Annotated in this window: 14 protein-coding genes and 1 pseudogene; 6 read left to right on the top strand and 9 right to left on the bottom strand. The window is 57.1% G+C overall.

The window, feature by feature from the left end; genetic code table 11:
* Nucleotides 1-91: 91 nt before the first annotated feature.
* Entirely contained in the window at nucleotides 92-589 is a 498-nt protein-coding gene (locus MUU47_RS07250; RefSeq protein WP_258987513.1) for an AAA family ATPase, read from the bottom strand.
* A gap of 248 nt (nucleotides 590-837) precedes the next feature.
* Nucleotides 838-1,122, bottom strand: a complete 285-nt coding sequence (locus tag MUU47_RS07255; protein WP_258987514.1) for an alpha/beta fold hydrolase — start codon at nucleotides 1,120-1,122, stop codon at nucleotides 838-840.
* Nucleotides 1,123-1,319: 197 nt separating this feature from the next.
* Here MUU47_RS07255 and hflK (MUU47_RS07260) point away from each other — a divergent pair, with 197 nt between their 5' ends.
* From hflK (MUU47_RS07260) to MUU47_RS07275, 4 genes are read left to right on the top strand one after another with little or no spacing between them, the layout of a single operon-like run.
* A complete protein-coding gene (gene hflK, locus MUU47_RS07260) occupies nucleotides 1,320-3,218 on the top strand; it encodes a protease modulator HflK (protein WP_258987515.1) in 1,899 nt (632 codons plus the stop codon).
* Nucleotides 3,215-4,216 carry a protease modulator HflC gene (hflC, locus tag MUU47_RS07265; protein ID WP_258987516.1) on the top strand — a complete coding sequence of 334 codons (1,002 nt, stop codon included), beginning with the start codon at nucleotides 3,215-3,217 and terminating at the stop codon, nucleotides 4,214-4,216. Before hflK (MUU47_RS07260) ends, hflC begins: the two co-directional genes overlap by 4 nt.
* The gene (gene hflK / locus MUU47_RS07270; protein WP_258987517.1) at nucleotides 4,213-5,274 is read left to right on the top strand and encodes a protease modulator HflK; all 1,062 of its coding nucleotides are present in this window, start codon (nucleotides 4,213-4,215) and stop codon (nucleotides 5,272-5,274) included. Before hflC ends, hflK (MUU47_RS07270) begins: the two co-directional genes overlap by 4 nt.
* The gene (locus MUU47_RS07275) at nucleotides 5,271-7,178 is read left to right on the top strand and encodes a heavy metal translocating P-type ATPase (RefSeq protein ID WP_258987518.1); all 1,908 of its coding nucleotides are present in this window, start codon (nucleotides 5,271-5,273) and stop codon (nucleotides 7,176-7,178) included. The genes hflK (MUU47_RS07270) and MUU47_RS07275 overlap by 4 nt, the downstream gene beginning before the upstream one ends.
* Before the next feature lie 128 nt (nucleotides 7,179-7,306).
* On the opposite strand, the pseudogene MUU47_RS07280 reads toward MUU47_RS07275, so the two are convergent.
* Nucleotides 7,307-7,543: pseudogene (locus MUU47_RS07280) on the bottom strand (glutathionylspermidine synthase family protein); the annotation flags it as partial.
* A 147-nt stretch (nucleotides 7,544-7,690) separates the two neighbouring features.
* Between MUU47_RS07280 and MUU47_RS07285 the strand changes: the two are divergent.
* Nucleotides 7,691-8,239 carry a DsbA family protein gene (locus tag MUU47_RS07285; RefSeq protein ID WP_258987519.1) on the top strand — a complete coding sequence of 183 codons (549 nt, stop codon included), beginning with the start codon at nucleotides 7,691-7,693 and terminating at the stop codon, nucleotides 8,237-8,239.
* Between the two features lie 48 nt (nucleotides 8,240-8,287).
* Here MUU47_RS07285 and MUU47_RS07290 read toward each other — a convergent pair whose 3' ends face one another.
* A complete protein-coding gene (locus MUU47_RS07290; RefSeq protein WP_258987520.1) occupies nucleotides 8,288-9,703 on the bottom strand; it encodes an aldehyde dehydrogenase family protein in 1,416 nt (471 codons plus the stop codon).
* Between the two features lie 112 nt (nucleotides 9,704-9,815).
* Here MUU47_RS07290 and MUU47_RS07295 point away from each other — a divergent pair, with 112 nt between their 5' ends.
* Entirely contained in the window at nucleotides 9,816-10,724 is a 909-nt protein-coding gene (locus MUU47_RS07295) for a LysR family transcriptional regulator (RefSeq protein ID WP_258987521.1), read from the top strand.
* Here the strand turns inward: MUU47_RS07295 and MUU47_RS07300 are convergent.
* From MUU47_RS07300 to MUU47_RS07320, 5 genes are all read right to left on the bottom strand, one after another.
* Nucleotides 10,714-11,685, bottom strand: a complete 972-nt coding sequence (locus MUU47_RS07300) for an ABC transporter ATP-binding protein (protein WP_258987522.1) — start codon at nucleotides 11,683-11,685, stop codon at nucleotides 10,714-10,716. The genes MUU47_RS07295 and MUU47_RS07300 overlap by 11 nt on opposite strands.
* Nucleotides 11,682-12,659 carry an ABC transporter ATP-binding protein gene (locus tag MUU47_RS07305; RefSeq protein WP_258987523.1) on the bottom strand — a complete coding sequence of 326 codons (978 nt, stop codon included), beginning with the start codon at nucleotides 12,657-12,659 and terminating at the stop codon, nucleotides 11,682-11,684. Before MUU47_RS07305 ends, MUU47_RS07300 begins: the two co-directional genes overlap by 4 nt.
* Entirely contained in the window at nucleotides 12,652-13,497 is an 846-nt protein-coding gene (locus tag MUU47_RS07310; RefSeq protein ID WP_258964852.1) for an ABC transporter permease, read from the bottom strand. The genes MUU47_RS07305 and MUU47_RS07310 overlap by 8 nt, the downstream gene beginning before the upstream one ends.
* Nucleotides 13,498-13,503: 6 nt before the next feature.
* Nucleotides 13,504-14,448 (bottom strand): ABC transporter permease, encoded by a 945-nt coding sequence (locus MUU47_RS07315; RefSeq protein WP_258967671.1) that lies wholly within the window; start codon nucleotides 14,446-14,448, stop codon nucleotides 13,504-13,506.
* 177 nt (nucleotides 14,449-14,625) lie between these two features.
* The gene (locus MUU47_RS07320) at nucleotides 14,626-16,218 is read right to left on the bottom strand and encodes an ABC transporter substrate-binding protein (protein ID WP_258987524.1); all 1,593 of its coding nucleotides are present in this window, start codon (nucleotides 16,216-16,218) and stop codon (nucleotides 14,626-14,628) included.
* Between the last annotated feature and the right edge of the window lie 4 nt (nucleotides 16,219-16,222).

Genomic DNA, 16,222 nt, shown 5'->3' on the forward strand with positions numbered 1-16,222 from the left:
CGCAGTGGCAATGGTTTTATAATCACGAACGACCAAATATGGCATTAAATGGCTTCACGCCGATGCAGCATATTCAACGCATGACCTGATTCTATTTATCACCTCCGTTAAAAATGGGGGGATTACCTTTCCATTCAATATCGTAATACTCAATAGGCAACGTTCTGATATCACCAGCCTTCAAGAGTGCCTCATAGGCAGCCTTATAGTCCTCGTTAAACTTGATTTTGAACACAACTCCCACTGAGGATGACTTCTGGCAGTTACCATCCCCCTCCATGAAAGCGGTATCGGGTGTTTTTTGGAAGTGGAGCTCAACGAATAGCGCTGGTGGTGGCAGTCTGGCTGCAGTTGTAAGACTGTCTAGATATTCCTTCACCAATTGGTCATTAAAGAGATATTGGCTGATGTTGTTCTTGACAGGTTTCCCCGCATACAAACCCGTCAAACCCAAATTGATAGCCTCAAGGATGGTACTTTTCCCCGCTTCATTATCACCTACGATAATGTTCACTGACTCATTGAACTCGATGCAAAATCGGTCTTTGAACCCCTTAAAACCCTCAATAATTAACCTTGTAATAACCATTAACATCTCCGTTACATGTTATACTCAATCAATTCAGGAAAATATACTTGATGAAAAGTGGGGTTAGGTTTATGGCAGCAGGTTAAATATCAACCGAGCAATTGACCTGTCCCTTTCAATACAATACGCCAAAGTTAGTAATACCTCTATCAGCTGTGGGGACAATTGAGAGCTTCCGCTCCTCGCTCACAGCGGACCTTACCCTAATGAAGTAAGTTAGGAAATTTGCCGGATAAACACCCAATTATTTACGTAGCCGGGATCCATTCAACAATTGTTCTTGCCAACTCCCTGGGCTGTTCGAGCGGAATCATATGGCCGCTATCCCGAATGATTCTTAACGATGCATAAGGTATGGCTTCGACCAACTCTTCTGCCTCCTTCATCGAACGGATAGCATCATCTTCACTGGCGATAACCAGCGTTGGACAACATATCGTTGCAGAAGGTATACCTTGCCTGGATAAGGATGATTGCGTGATGAAGGCTTCAAATCCCAGAGAGCATCCCATTTTCTGGATAGCTGAAATCATATCCTGATTTGATGTGTTTAGAGGGTGGAGTTGTAAGTATCCCTGCTTTAGTTCCACGCACTTTTTGAGAGTTCCGGGGTACGGACTCTACGTCTAACTCCCCTCGCATTTGTACATATCGTAACAATATAACATTACGAAATGTTTCGCTTTTCGTTGAGAATCGTCCTGGACTCAATCAGGAGACTTAACGGATAATGACCCCGCCCTCCCCCCCAGTGGTACCGCCTAAAGTCACGCCGCGTGGCCAGCGTTTGCTCATCACTCAGGCATGTCTTTTCGGTATTTTGGTCATCTTTGGCATGGCTTATGCCTTACTGGAACTCTTTTCCAGCCCTGGTTTAGGGTTATCAGTCACCCGCTTGTTATTGTCGGCATCGTTTGTCGCCCTGGCCTTTGTTGAAAATTCACTCCGCTGCGAAGGCATTCAGTCACCAGAACCTGAACTCATTGCTGATCCCGGCGCACAATCACGCCCACGTCGTCAGCTATTGCCGCCCAACGTTCAAGCCTGGCTGAATTATTTCCACCAGCATGTGGCCACGACGGTGATCACTGCAGGCCTGGCTCTGGCGTTTGCCATCTCAAATTTAGCGGACACGACGCCAGTCGACCCGAGCAACGTTCCCTCCTTGACCGTCAGCGCCGTCTTTATTTTGTTGTGTTTTGCGCTGCTGCTGATTGAGCGAATGCTCAGCTTTAAAGTGGTTCGGGGATGGCAATATCAGCAGGAACACATTGGTCTTGCCCGCGCCCTGCTCAGCATCTTTATATTACTTTCGCTGGCCCTGCTCGGCGCGATGCTTTCTCCTGCCCTGGCGCTGTGGACTGTTAAGCTGGCGACGCTCATTCCGCTACTGATGGCGTTTGAGTATCTGCTACGAGCTCTTGGGGCCTTGGCGCACCCTCTTCCCGCGGAGTCTGAGCCTCGTTTTCTCACTCGCAGTCTCCTGACCGCGCTGTATCAGTGGCCGCTGCGACCGCTCGTTTTTTTGCTGAGTGCATTCCATCAGCGTTTTGGTATCGATCTGCGCCAGATCCAGGCCTTCCGCCTGATGGCTAAAAAGCTGTTGCCCGTGACTTGCGGCATCGCCGCACTCGGCTGGTTACTCAGCGGATTAACCGAAATTACGTTACATCAGCGGGGAGTCTATGAACGATTTGGCCGCCCGACGGCCATTTTGCAGCCCGGTCTGCACGCCGGATTACCCTGGCCCTTTGGTCGGATTATCGCCGTTGAAAACGGTACGGTGCATGAGTTACAGCTCAGTGATAACACGCAGGTGAGTCAAGCGGAAACACCACCCGACAGCGCGGAAGGACCTGCGCCGCAGAGCAGCTGGCGTTTGTGGGATAACGACCATGCCACCGACCAGTCGCAGGTGATTGCCAGCGCCGCGATGGACAGTCAAAACTTCCAGATGGTCAATACTGACATTCGTTTGATCTGGCGCGTTGGTCTCACCGATAAAGACGCACTTAACAGTCAGTATCAGACACAAGACTTGCCAGGCCTGATACGCAGCGTGGCGCGCCAGGTGCTGATGACCCAATTTGCCAGTAAGCAGCTCGATGAATTACTCGATGAGCAACGGGCGACGCTGGCGACCACCCTAAGCCAGCAAATCCAGCAGCGTCTGACTGCACTCAATACCGGGGTGGAATTGCTGTTCACCCGTATTGAAGCGATTCATCCGCCCGCTGGTGCAGCCGATGCTTATCATGGTGTACAGGCCGCGCAAATCGCAGGTAATGCGTTAATCGCCCGCGAAAAAGGCTATGCCGCTACGGTGGCCAGCGAAGCGCAACGTAATGCGCAGACCGGTATGCATAGTGCGCAAGCCACTGCCGCAGAAAATCTGTCACGGGCCCAGGCCGCAGCGACAAATTTCGCGGCAGAAGAGCAGGCATGGCACCTGGCGGGTGACGCGTTTATCACTGAACGACGCTACCAAATCCTGAGCCAGACCCTGGCGCATACCCCGCTTTTAATTCTCGACGCTCACCTCCAGGGCGCGAACCAACCCGTTCTGGATTTACGCCAGTTTCCCGCGTTAACGGACAGCACCGCTCCACAGAAGGCCAGCACGAAATGAAGATAACCGCGATAACCCCCGCCAACGACGCGCCCAATGCGGTTAAAAGGCAGACGTTTCCCAAAGCCCCATCGTCACGAAAACGTGCCCTGCGCTTCGGCGTGGCGGCCTTACTGGTGATGCTGGCCGTGCTGACAGCAAGTCTGCTGGAAGTTCGCGCCGGTAACGCGACGGTCATTACCCGGTTCGGCGATCCAGTGCGGGTTCTGCTCACACCCGGCCTGGCATGGCGGATACCAGCGCCCTTTGAATCGCCGGTTGATGTCGATTTACGCATCCGCTCCACCTCAAGTGGCCTGCAGGACGTCGGCACCCGGGATGGACTGCGGGTCCTGATGCAAGCCTGGGTTATCTGGAAAGTAAAATCAGACAACGACGACGTGCTGCGTTTCATCCGTGCCGTACAAAACCAGCCGGATGAAGCCGCCCGCCAGATCCGCACCTTTATTGGCTCGGCGCTGGAAACCACTGCCAGCAATTATGCGCTGTCGGATATCGTTAACGTCGATGGCAAAAAGGTCAAAATTGCCGAACTGGAAGAGCAGCTTCAGTCACAGCTTAAAAACCAGTTACTTAACAGCTATGGCATTGAGGTTATCCAGACCGGCATTGAACGCCTGACGCTGCCAGCCGTAACCTTAAACGCCACCGTTGACCGGATGCGCGCGGAACGTGAGACCATCGCCGCCGAACGCACGGCTGAAGGCAAACGGCTGGCGGCAGAAATCCATTCCAAAGCCGATCGCGACGCCCGTATTCTGGAAGCTGATGCCTCGGTAAAAGCCGCCGCCATCACCGCCGACGCCCAGCGCGACGCCGCCGGAATATACGGCAAAGCCTGGCACAGCGACCCACAGCTCTATGACCTTCTGCGCTCGCTGGACACCCTGAGTTCGATCGTGAACTCCAGCACCCGTCTGGTGTTGAGGACGGATGCTGCCCCGTTTAAAACGCTGGTGCAGGAGCCGGGCCAGCCGCAAGAGAAAACGCAGCCATGATGCCCGCCCGTACGCCGTGGGGGCAGTCTTATCGCATCGCTTTCTTCACGCTTTATGGCACGGCCATCATTGCCGCGTGTGTCTGGCTATTCTCCTGCATCCACCAGGTGTCGCCCGAGAGCCGAGCGGTGGTCTATCAGTTCGGCAAACCGGTTCGCGTGGCTAATGCAGGGCTGCTGTTTGTCTGGCCCCATCCCGTCGGCAGCATCGAGCGGGTGCCTGCCTCAGAACGGATTATGGAGCGAGAGGTCCTGATGCTGCGCCGTGGCGAGCAGTTAGATCTCGTCAACAGCTGGGATCGTGACGGTGATGCTGGCGCCGGGGCGGGATATCTCCTGACCGGCGATGAAGGAGTTGTGCAGCTGGATGTACGTGTGTTCTGGCGTGTCAGCGATCCCATCCGCTTTGCGCTCCAGCGTCCGCATATCGATCCGCTGATCGACCGCCTCGCCGAGCGAGCGGCAGCCGTTGTCGCGATGGAACGCAATCTGGATGCTATCCTGGTCGCACGCCCCGAGACGCCGCAGAATGACCAGCACTCTGCCGAGGAACGACTCCGCTTGCGCAGCGATTTCAAACAGAATATGCAGCAAAGCCTCGCGCGAATGCGCGCCAGCGGCAACGATCCGGGGGTAACCATTGAGCGGGTCGATATTATCTCCTCACTGCCGGATAACGCCGTTGCGGCATTCAATGCGGTACTGACCGCCAGCCAGCAGGCCGATCAGGCGATTGCCGCGGCGCGCACCGCCGCCACCTTGCGCACTCAGCAAGCGCAGCAACAGGCAGACCGCATGCTCCAGCAGGCTGAAGCCAGCCGCCAGGAAACGCTGGCCAAAGCCAGCACCGATACGCAACTCATCCTGCAACTGTCACAGGTCCTGCGTGATGGCACCGACGGCGGGATGTTGCATCGGCTGTGGCGCGAAAGAGTCACCAAAATTCTGGCGCAGGCCGGACAGGTCATTACCGTCGCGCCTGGCGACGATAGCCGTCTGATCTTACAAGGTCTTATGCCGCCATCACCCACCCCGCCTGCCAGCGAGAAACAGCCATGAGCCATCAGTGCAGCCACGGACATATTCACTTCAGCAACAGCCTGCAAACCCCGGCTGAACAGCGTCGCATGTCGCGCCAGCTCACGCTGGCAATGGTCACCATCGGGCTGCTGCTGTTAAGCCTGCTCTGGCGCGCGATGGCACCAGAGCAACCGGCAATCAGCGATATTCTGGCAGGCGTCGCGTGGTTGCTGGTCGCTGTACCGGTGTTCCGCGCCGGATGGCACAGTTTACGTCACCCCGATCTTCACGGCGTCACTGACCAGCTGATCGTCCTGGCGATGCTCGGCGCATGGGCACTGGGCGACCTGATGACCGCCGCGTTACTGCCGGTCATCATGATTTTCGGCCATATCCTTGAAGAGCGCAGCGTGATGGGCACCCGGCAGGCCATCGCCGGTCTGAGTAAGCTGACGTACAGCCAGGCGAGACGCGTGCGGACCGATGGCTCGCTGGAAAGCATCAGCAGCCAGCATCTTAAGCCTGGGGATATTGTCGAGGTCCGCGCGGGCGATCAAATCCCTGCCGATGGCCGGATCCTTTCCGGTCATGCCAGTCTGGACGTCGCCTCGATCACCGGCGAATCGGTGCCGGTTGAAGTCTCGGAGGGGATGTCCGTCTTCGGCGGCACACTGAACCTGAACGGTTTATTGCGCCTCGAAGTCACCCATACTGGCGAGCAATCGACGCTGGGTAAAGTTATCGCCCTGATGAAAGATGCCGAGCAGGCTAAACCTCCGATAACGCGGATGCTGGAACGCTACGCCGGTCACTATCTGATCCTGGTGCTGTTGATTGCCGCTACCACCTGGTTTTTAACCTACAATAGCCAGGCCATGCTGGCTGTACTGGTTGCCGCATGCCCGTGTGCGCTGGTGTTATCGGCGCCGGCCACCTCAATGGCAGGGATCGCCGTCGCCGCCCGACGCGGGATCCTGATCCGCAATGCGGCATTTCTGGAGGAGTTGGCCGACGTCGACGCGCTGATTATTGATAAAACCGGCACATTGACCCAGGGCCGATTGCGACTGGCCGAACTGATTCAGTCTACCGAACGCTCGCGCGAGGCCGTGTTGCAACTGGCCTCAGCGCTGGGTGCCGTCAGCAATCACCCGGTCAGCCGGGCGCTGGTCGACGCCCGCCACAATCATAAAGCGATCTCACTGAGTGATGTGGAGGAAATGCACGGCCTGGGCGTTATTGCCACGACCGACGCTGGTCAGGCGCTACTGGGCCGACGCGAACTGTTTGATCGTTACCGGGTCAGCGCCACTCCGTTACCCGACCATGACGGTCCGGTGGTCGGCCTTGCAGAAAATGGCGTGTTTCTCGGCTGGTTTCTGCTGGAGGATACCCTCCGTCCTGAAGCCCCCGAGGCGATGGCGACGCTGAAAATGCTGGGTATCGACCATCAGCTTCTGCTAACCGGCGATCGACAAATTGCCGCGCAGCGTGTGGCCCAACAGACCGGTATCAGTGAACTGGCCGCCGAAGTGCTTCCCGCCGAAAAACTCCAGAAGGTGCATCAGGCGGTGAATGAAGGTTGGCGGCCAATGGTGGTCGGTGACGGGGTAAACGACGCTCTGGCGTTAAAAGCAGGTGCCGTCGGCATCGCGATGGGCAGTAACGGCGCCGATATCGCCCTGGCTTCGGCGGATGTGGTGTTAACCGGCAGCGATTTACGCCGCCTGGCGACTGCGGTCAGGCTAAGCAGACAATGTCGCTCCACGTTGCAGGTCAATGTGATTATCGGGCTGGGCTGGACGGTACTCATTGTTATCGCCGCCGCCCTGGGATTGCTCGGATCCTCCGGGGCATTGATTGCCGCGATACTGCATAACCTCAGCACGCTGCTGGTGTTACTGAATACCGGCCGCTTACTGCAATTTAATGAAACGCTGTGATGCGTTTACCGCCATAAATCATTCAGGGGCGCCATGCCCCTGAATATCCCGAGTTTACGACTCGCCCTTCTCCACCATCAGCGGTTCGAAGACCCTCACTTCCGGGCGCAGCAGCACGTCAATCAGCAGCCCGTTTTGGCCCGCTGCTCCAGAATCAAACCGCCTTCCGTGTGACACGACGCGGAGTCAGCGTTGTACTCGTACACCTTCAGCCCGCGCTCATCCATGCAAAAATCCATGTGCCCGGTAATCATGTCGTGGCGACGACGCTGCCACGAAAGTCGTAATCGCGGCCAGAGGATTTTCGGGATATTAAACAGCGCCAGCAGGTTATCGTCCTTCATCACTTTATCGGATTCGTCCAACCTAATTTTTCCCGTTCAGGGAAGCAGGCGGCTAGCGAAAATCCTGTTGTTGTCGTCTGCACATTGCCAACACGGTGGCAGAAGTGGCTTAATCATACACCTCACAGATAAGATAATCGAAACGACAACACAACATCAGGAGTCAACATGAGCTTACAGGCACAGGCACTGGAATGGGGTCACGGTCCACGGACTTTCGAGGTTTTTCTGGAACCGACTTGCCCCTATTCGGTGAAGGCGTTCAACAAACTCGACGCGCTGCTGACAGCGGTTGGGGAAGACAACGTCACGGTGAAAATTCGTCTGCAATCACAGCCGTGGCATATGTTTTCAGGCGTGATCGTTCGCTATATCCTGGCGGCATCGACCTTACCGGACGGCAGAGCAGCGGCGAAAAAAGTGTTGCAGGCAGTGGCCGATCATCGTGAAGAATTTGAATTTACCGACCATTGCAGCGGCCCGAATATGCAGGCCACGCCGCAGGACATTATCGAACGTCTTGAGCGTTACAGCGGGGTAAACGTGAGCGAGCCATTTGCGGTACCGGAATTACAAACCGTCATCAAATGGCATTGCAAATATGCCCGTCAGAACGGCATCCACGTGTCGCCAACCTTTATGGTGAATGGTCTGGTGCAGCCGGATTTGGGCAGCGGAGATGACATTAGCGTGTGGGCCGAACGAATCATGAGTTAGTCAGTGCGATGTGCCCGGTGGCGCTAACGCTTACCGGGCAAGTCCACGTTAACCCACCACTACCGTTTTCGCTTCCAGATACGCCTGCATTCCCCATTTGCCCATTTCACGTCCCAGGCCGGAATGTTTCACGCCGCCAAACGGGGCTTTAGGCTCATGGGCCAGGGTGTTGACCATCACGCGACCGGACTCAATCTGCTGCGCGATGCGCACGGCGCGTTCGGTATTGCCACCCAGCACCATCGCATTCAGGCCATAATTCGTGTCGTTGGCAATCGCCAGTGCGTCAGCGTCATCTTCGTAAGGGATAATCACCAGCACCGGGCCAAAGATCTCCTCACGGGCGATGCGCATCTGGTTATGCCCGACAAACACCGTCGGCTTCACGCCCCAGCCTTGCGCCATACCCGCCGGACGCCCTTCGCCGCCCACCAGCAATTTCGCGCCTTCTTCCACGCCCAGACGAATGTAGTCCTGCACGCGCTGCCACTGTTTGCGGCTGACCATCGGGCCGATTTCAGTATTGTCGTCGCGCGGATCGCCGGACTGCACCTGGCCTACCGCATGGGCAAACGCCTGCTCAAACTCCGCCTGGCGGCTGCGCGGCACCAGAATACGCGTCCCGGCTATGCACGCCTGCCCACTGTTCATAAAGCCTGCCGCCAGCGCCAGCGGAACGGCTTTATCGATATCGGCATCATCAAGAATCACCGTCGGGGATTTCCCACCCAGCTCCAGCGTGACGCGTTTCAGCGATTGCGCGCTGCTTTCGACAATGTGTTTGCCCACCGCCGTTGAACCGGTGAAGGAAATTTTCGCGATATCCGGATGACGGTTAATCACGTCGCCCACCACCTCACCGCGCCCGGTGATGATGTTAAACACGCCCGCCGGAATGTTCGCCTCGTGCAGCGCTTCGGTCACAATCTGCGTTTGCATGGCGCTCATTTCACTCGGTTTGATAACCGCGGTGCAGCCTGCGGCCATCGCCGTCGCCAGCTTATTGCAGATAAACCCGGCGTCGCTGTTCCACGGCGTAATCAGCCCTGCCACACCGACCGGCGTCATGACCACCTGCGCGCTTCCTGCCTGTTCTACGAATTCAAATTCTTCCAGGGTTTCAATCGCCTGAGCGATTACGTCTGCCGGATATTGTGCCATCCAGCGGCCCCGTGACTGCGGCGCACCGTATTCGGTAACGATGGCTTCGAGCAGCGCATCTTCACGCGCGGCGACGGCTTTATGCATGCGTTTCAGGACCGCAATACGCTCGTCTTTGGTGGTGCGTGACCAGCCCGTAAACGCAGCTTTCGCTGCGGCAATCGCGCGTTCGGCGTCTACTTCATCCGCCAGGCGCACGGTGCCAATCACTTCTTCGGTAGCAGGGTTGAACAGCTCAAAACGCTCTTCGCCGTGCGGGGTAACGCATTCGCCGTTGATATAGATGTTGTCGATGTGCTGCATGTTGTTCTCCACGTATTCTGTTTTTCAGTGTGTGGAAGGAGTATAGAAACAGATGACCGCTACGATAAGAGGGTCTATCCTGTACGGACTGTACCGAAAATCGGGATAATCTATGCATCGCAGTGGATTCACTGAGCTGGAAGTGGTGCTCGCCGTCGCGCACCGCCAGAGTTTTCGCGCCGCCGCGCGGGAGCTTGGCATGTCGGCGACCGCGGTCAGCAACGCCGTCGCCGGGCTGGAAAGCCGCCTGAAGGTTCGGCTGTTTAACCGTTCGACGCGCAGCGTGGCGCTGACGCCTGCGGGTGAGCGCTATGTCGAACGCATCGCGCCCGCGCTGGCGGAAATTCAGCGCGCGTCGGAAGAGATTACCGCCGTGCCGGACACGCCAACCGGCACACTGCGCATCAACGCGCCGCAGGAGAGCGTGGCGCTGCTGTACGAGCCGTTGATCGAGGAATATCTGCAACGTTATCCGCAAATGCGTCTGGACATCACCAGCGAATCGCGGATGGTGGATATCGTGGCGGAAGGCTACGACGCGGGTATTCGACTCGAGGAATCCGTGCCGCAGGACATGATTGCGGTGCCGCTCACGCGGGACATTCGCATGCTGGTCGTCGCCACGCCAGCGTATCTGGCCGAACACGGCACACCGCTGGCACCTGACGATCTGCGTCAGCATCAGAGCGTCGGTATGCGCATGTCGCACGGCGGGATTTACCACTGGGAGCTGGAACGCCATCAGCAGAAATTCTCCGTCAACGTGCCGCCGCGTATTGTGCTCAATGAAATGCGCGCCATCCACCGCGCCGCACTCAGCGGCATCGGGCTGGCATTTATTTCAGACTGGTTTGTGCAGGATGATATCGCCGCCGGGCGACTGGTCAGCGTGATGGCCGAATGGTGCCCATCGTTTGGTGGATTGCGCCTTTACTACCCCGGCAGACGTCACGTCCCACCGGGGTTGAAAGCGTTTATCGATTTGGTACGCGAGATACGTGACAGAGCGCCTACACCTTAAACAACCAACAGGCGGCGAAATGGCGCGGGGAAATTTCCTGCATCGGCGGTTCCTGCTGCTGACACACCGGCATTGCGTGCGGACAGCGGCTGCAAAAACGACAGCCGTGAATCTCGGCGGTCGGGCTTGGGATCTCGCCTTTCAGCCCGCTGAGCTCCAGATTTCGCACACGCGGATCGGGCTGCGGCACCGAAGCCAGCAGCGCCCGGGTGTACGGGTGCGCCGGATGGCGATACAGTTCCTCCGCATCTGCCACTTCCACCAGCTTGCCGAGGTACATCACGCCTATCCGGCTGGAAATGTGACGCACCATCGACAAATCATGCGCGATAAACAGGTACGTCAGCCCTAATTCCTGCTGTAAATCTTGCAGAATATTCACCACCTGCGCCTGCACCGACACATCCAGCGCCGACAGCGGCTCATCGCACAGCACAAACTCCGGTCGCACCGACAATGCACGCGCGATACTGATCCGCTGGCGCTGACCGCCGCTGAACTCATGTGGGAAACGCTGCAAATGCTCCTGCTTAAGGCCTACTTTGTACAACAGCTCTTCGGCGCGTTCACGCTGCGCCTGTTTGCTGTAGCCGTGAATTTGCATCGGTTCGGCAACCAGCTGCTGGACGGTCATACCGGGGTTCAGCGATGAATACGGGTCCTGAAAAATGGCCTGCATCCGGCGGCGCAGCGGTTTGAGGGTTTTCTCTGAGGCGTGGGCAATCTCCTGCCCGGCAAAGGAAATCTCGCCGGAGGTGATATCAAACAGCCGCAGCATGGCACGCCCGAGAGTCGATTTTCCGCAGCCGGACTCCCCCACCAGGCCGAAAGTCTCCCCCGGCATAATGTCGAAACTGACGCCGTCGACGGCTTTAACCACACGCCCTTTGCCCAGCCAGCCGCCGTTCAGCGCGTAGTGCTTACGCAGGTCGCGAACGCGAATTAACGGTTCATGGCTCATGCCTGAATCTCCTTATCCTGCCACAGCCAGCACGCGGCGCGGTGGCCCTCAGCGTTCGAATAAAACGGCGGCGGCGTGTCGCATTGCGCCATCCTCTGCGGGCAGCGCTCGGCAAACGGGCAGCCGGTGGGCGGGTTGAGTAACCCCGGCGGTGAGCCTTCAATCGGCGACAGACGATGTTCCGGGTCGTCGGCGCGCGGCAGTGACGCCAGCAGGCCGCGGGTGTACGGATGCAAAGGCCGCCAGAAAATATCTTCGACGCTGCCCTCCTCCATCACCTGCCCGCCGTACATCACCACGACGCGGCTGCACACCTGCGCCACCACGCCAAGATCGTGCGTGACCAGCAAAATGGCGGTGCCGGTTTCCTGTTGCAGCGATTTTAGCAGCCGCAGGATCTGCGCCTGAATGGTGACGTCCAGCGCGGTGGTCGGTTCGTCGGCAATCAGCAGTTCAGGGTTGCAGGAGAGCGCGATGGCGATCATCACGCGCTGGCGCATCCCGCCGCTGAACTCGTGCGGATATTGGGAGAAACGGCTGGCAGCATCGGCGATCCCGACGCGGGTCAGCATGTCGATGGCCCTGGATTTCGCCTCGCGCTTCGACAGGCTTTTATTGCGGATGAGGATCTCGGTCATCTGACGGCCAATGGTCAGCACCGGGTTCAGCGCGGTCATGGGATCCTGAAAGATCATCGCGATATCGTTCCCGCGAATTCTGCGCATCTGCTCCGGCGTTTTACGCGCCAGATCTTCACCGCGAAAACGAATGCTGCCGCCGGTAATTTGGCCATTGTTGCCGAGCAGTTGAATCACCGATTTACAGGTGACGCTTTTGCCACAGCCGGATTCCCCGACAATGCCGACCAGTTCGCCCGGCTTCAGCGCAAAACTCACGCCGCGCACCGAATGTACTTCGCCGTCGCGGGTGAAGAACGATGTTCGCAGGTTGTCGAGTTCCAGTAAGTTATGCATCGCGATTGGCTCCCGGCTCGAAGGCGGTACGGAACACGTCGCCCAGCACGTTAAAACTGAATACCGTCAACAGGATAAGCACACCGGGGAACATCGCCAGCCAGGTGGCTTCCCCGATGTACGACTGCGCGTTGTTGAGCATGCTGCCCCACGATGCCGCGGGCTGCTGCACGCCGAGGCCCAAAAAGCTCAGCGTTGATTCCATCAATATGGCCGACGCGATATTGAGCGTCGCGGAGACGATAATCGTCGGCAACACGCCGGGTATGATGTGCCGCGCGATGATGCGTAACGGATGCTCGCCGGACGCCCTGGCGTAAAGCACGTATTCGCGCTCCTTCACCGACAGCGTTTCGGCGCGGATCAGACGCGACATATTCATCCACGTCAACAGGCTGATAATCATGATGATGTTGTCCACGCCGGGCTTGAGATACGCGTTGAGCACCAGCAGCAGAAAGAACGCCGGGATCGCCAACAGAATATCGACGGCGCGCATCATGATGTTGTCTATCCAGCCGCCAAAATAGCCGCTCACGGTGCCGACGACGGTACCAATCAGCGTGGAAAACAGCATCACCATAAAGCCGACCATCAGCGATATCTGGCCGCCGTACAGCGCGCGCGTAAGGTAATCACGACCGTATTCGTCGGTGCCGAACCAGTGCGCGGCATCGGGCGGCAGCAGGCGTGCACCGAGCGACATCTGATCCGGATCGTAAGGACTTAACCCCGCAGCCAGCGCCGCGAGGATGAAAATAAAGAGCACCAAAAGGGAGAACTGCGCCGGACGATTGCGGCGCAGCTGGTGACGTACGTTTTGCCAGCGTCTGCTCATCGGCGGTTACCTCTGGGTACGAATGCGGGGATCGGCGAAGCGATACAGCAGATCCGCCAACAGGTTGCCGACGATCAGCATCAATGATGACAGCAAAATGATCGCCATGATCAGCGGGTAGTCGAGCGAGGAGATCGCCTGAATGCCCAGCAGCCCCATGCCCGGCCACGAGAACACGCTTTCGGTGACGTACGCGCCCACCACCATTTCGCCAAACGACAGGCCAAACAGGGTGATAACCGGTAGCAGCACGTTTTTCATCACGTGGCGAAACAGAATAGTGCGATACGTTGCGCCGTACGCCAGCTGGGTTTGCACATAGTCCGCCGACAGCTGGCTGATGGTGTTGGAACGTACGTAGCGCACATAGGTCGAGAGGTTGTAGAAGGTCAGCGCGATACACGGCAGCACGCCGTGGCGTACGACGTCGAGCCAGTTGTCTTCCACGCCGATTGTGCGCATTCCCATGCTCGGCAGCCAGTTGAGCTGCACCGCAAACACCGTTATCAGCAATATGCCGAACCAGAAAATCGGCACCGATATACCGATATAGGCAAACAGGTTGAGGACGTGATCGAGCCAGCGATGTTTAAACGCACCGGCCAGCAGACCGAGCGGCACCGCCAGCACGATCGCCAGCAACAGCGACGCGCCCATCAGGCCAAGCGTGGCGGGCATACGTTCGACGATCATCTCCAGTACCGGGCGGTGATAAATCAGCGAGTAACCCAGGTCGCCCTGAAACAGGTTTTTCAGCCACAGGAAGTACTGCGTCACCAGCGGTTTATCCAGCCCGAGGCTCTGGCGGATACGCTCGATATCCTCCGGGGCCATGCGCGGCGTGATGTACGCCTGCACGGGATCGCCCGGCGCGAGTTTCACCAGTAAAAAAGCGACCAGTGAAATAAAGAAAAGCATCGGCAGCAGTTGCAGCAGCCGACGCGTTAGCATTGCGTTCACGACATTCCCTTCACAAAAAAAGCCCCCGCAAGGGTGACACCGTTTATCTCAGGCAATAAATACGGGGAAACGCCGGGATCTGGTTCCCGGAGGGAGGCCAGACCCGGCGGTCGCCCCGAATATCACAACCTTAAAATAACGGTGTCACCCAAGCTGGGGGCTAACAGATTATTTTTGATAGATTTTTGACAGATCCTGGAACATATACACCGGCTTCGGTTCGGCTTCCGCGGTGCCGCCAAAACGCTTGTCGACCGCCACGGTCGCGTTGGTGTACGCAATCGGGTAGTAGGTCATGTCGTTCGCAACGGTCTGCTGGATTTGCGTGTAGATTTCACCGCGTTTGGCGGCATCGGTCTCAATAGATCCTTTATCCCACAGCGCATCGAATTGCGGATTTTTATAATGCGCGTAGTTATAGGCTTCGTTGCTCATGAACAGTGATTTATAGCCGTCCGGCTCCGCGCCCATGATGTAACCCCCGAGGTTCAGCTCCCAATCCGTGCTCTTCATATCGAGGCTGCGCTGCGACATGGCGTTAGCATCCAGCGGCATCAGCTCAACGTTAATGCCTAACGCTTTCAGCTGCTGCTGGATATAGAGGCTCATGCTCTCCTGGGTTTTGTTGGTATTAACGTAGGCCAGACGCAGTTTGAGATTGGCCGGGGCGCCGGAGGCTTTCAGCAGATCTTTGGCTTTTTGCAGATTGTATTTGTACTGTTCGACGTCGTCAGAATGGTACAGCGTGTCCGGCGTCAGGAATGACGTTGCCGGTTTGGCGTAATCCTGAGAGGTAAATGCAGTAGTCACCAGATCGTCTTTGTTGATGGCGTACGCAATCGCCTGACGCAGCGCTTTGCTCTTCATCACCGGCACATTCTGGTTGAACGTCATGTACGCCAGACGCCCTTCCGGGTAAACCACAAAGTCGAATTTGCCGGTGCCTTTCAGGCGTGACACGTCCTGTGGGTCAACCATCTTCATGTTGATTTCGCCGTTTTGCAGCGCAAGGTTGGCGGAGTTGCTGTCTTTGGCGAAACGGTAAGTGACGGAATCGAGTTTCGCTTTGCCGTTCCAGTAATCGTCAAAACGCGTCAGAGCGTAATACTGTCCCGCGCGGTATTCCTTGAATTTGAACGGCCCGGAACCAACCGGCGCATCGTTTTTACTGCTCTTTTCCAGGTCGCTTTCATTGGCGAACACGTGCTGCGGAATCGGGTAAATCTGCACCAGGGTGCCAACAAATGCGGCGCTGACCTGCGGCAGAGTGAATTTCACCGTCAGATCATCGACTTTACTGACCTGCACCGGTTTGCCACCGAACATGAACATGCTACGGAAGTAGCTGTGCTGCTTTTCGTCCAGCAATTTATTGAAGGTGAACACCACGTCATCGGCGGTCAGCGGCTGGCCGTCCTGCCATTTCAGATTCGGTTTCAGCTTCAGGGTGTAGCTCAGATTATCAGCAGAAGGCGTCAGGCTTTCTGCCAGACCCCACTCAATTTTTCCGTCGTTGTAGCTGTAGAGCGGTGCATACAGCGCCTGCATGATAGTCAGCGTGGTGCGGTCGCTGGCGTAAATCGGGTTCACCGCCAGCGGATCGCCGGAGGTAATGCCAATAATCAGCGAGCCGCCGTCTTTCGGCGCGGCATTCTGATTCGCGGCGGGAGCGTTTACGGTGTCATTATTTTTTGCATCGTCGCATCCAGCGAGACCTAAGGCCAGCGACATCATCGCGGCGGAGAAAACCAACTTGCGCATGCTT

It is taken from the genome of Scandinavium hiltneri (assembly GCF_024764835.1).
Lineage (GTDB): Bacteria > Pseudomonadota > Gammaproteobacteria > Enterobacterales > Enterobacteriaceae > Scandinavium > Scandinavium hiltneri.

Excerpts from the sequence above, each read along its gene's own strand:
- MUU47_RS07250 (WP_258987513.1), bottom strand. The coding sequence starts at position 589 with ATGGTTATTACAAGGTTAATTATTGAGGGTTTTAAGGGGTTCAAAGAC.
- MUU47_RS07255 (WP_258987514.1), bottom strand. The coding sequence starts at position 1,122 with ATGATTTCAGCTATCCAGAAAATGGGATGCTCTCTGGGATTTGAAGCC.
- hflK (WP_258987515.1), top strand. The coding sequence starts at position 1,320 with ATGACCCCGCCCTCCCCCCCAGTGGTACCGCCTAAAGTCACGCCGCGT.
- hflC (WP_258987516.1), top strand. The coding sequence starts at position 3,215 with ATGAAGATAACCGCGATAACCCCCGCCAACGACGCGCCCAATGCGGTT.
- hflK (WP_258987517.1), top strand. The coding sequence starts at position 4,213 with ATGATGCCCGCCCGTACGCCGTGGGGGCAGTCTTATCGCATCGCTTTC.
- MUU47_RS07275 (WP_258987518.1), top strand. The coding sequence starts at position 5,271 with ATGAGCCATCAGTGCAGCCACGGACATATTCACTTCAGCAACAGCCTG.
- MUU47_RS07285 (WP_258987519.1), top strand. The coding sequence starts at position 7,691 with ATGAGCTTACAGGCACAGGCACTGGAATGGGGTCACGGTCCACGGACT.
- MUU47_RS07290 (WP_258987520.1), bottom strand. The coding sequence starts at position 9,703 with ATGCAGCACATCGACAACATCTATATCAACGGCGAATGCGTTACCCCG.
- MUU47_RS07295 (WP_258987521.1), top strand. The coding sequence starts at position 9,816 with ATGCATCGCAGTGGATTCACTGAGCTGGAAGTGGTGCTCGCCGTCGCG.
- MUU47_RS07300 (WP_258987522.1), bottom strand. The coding sequence starts at position 11,685 with ATGAGCCATGAACCGTTAATTCGCGTTCGCGACCTGCGTAAGCACTAC.
- MUU47_RS07305 (WP_258987523.1), bottom strand. The coding sequence starts at position 12,659 with ATGCATAACTTACTGGAACTCGACAACCTGCGAACATCGTTCTTCACC.
- MUU47_RS07310 (WP_258964852.1), bottom strand. The coding sequence starts at position 13,497 with ATGAGCAGACGCTGGCAAAACGTACGTCACCAGCTGCGCCGCAATCGT.
- MUU47_RS07315 (WP_258967671.1), bottom strand. The coding sequence starts at position 14,448 with ATGCTAACGCGTCGGCTGCTGCAACTGCTGCCGATGCTTTTCTTTATT.
- MUU47_RS07320 (WP_258987524.1), bottom strand. The coding sequence starts at position 16,218 with ATGCGCAAGTTGGTTTTCTCCGCCGCGATGATGTCGCTGGCCTTAGGT.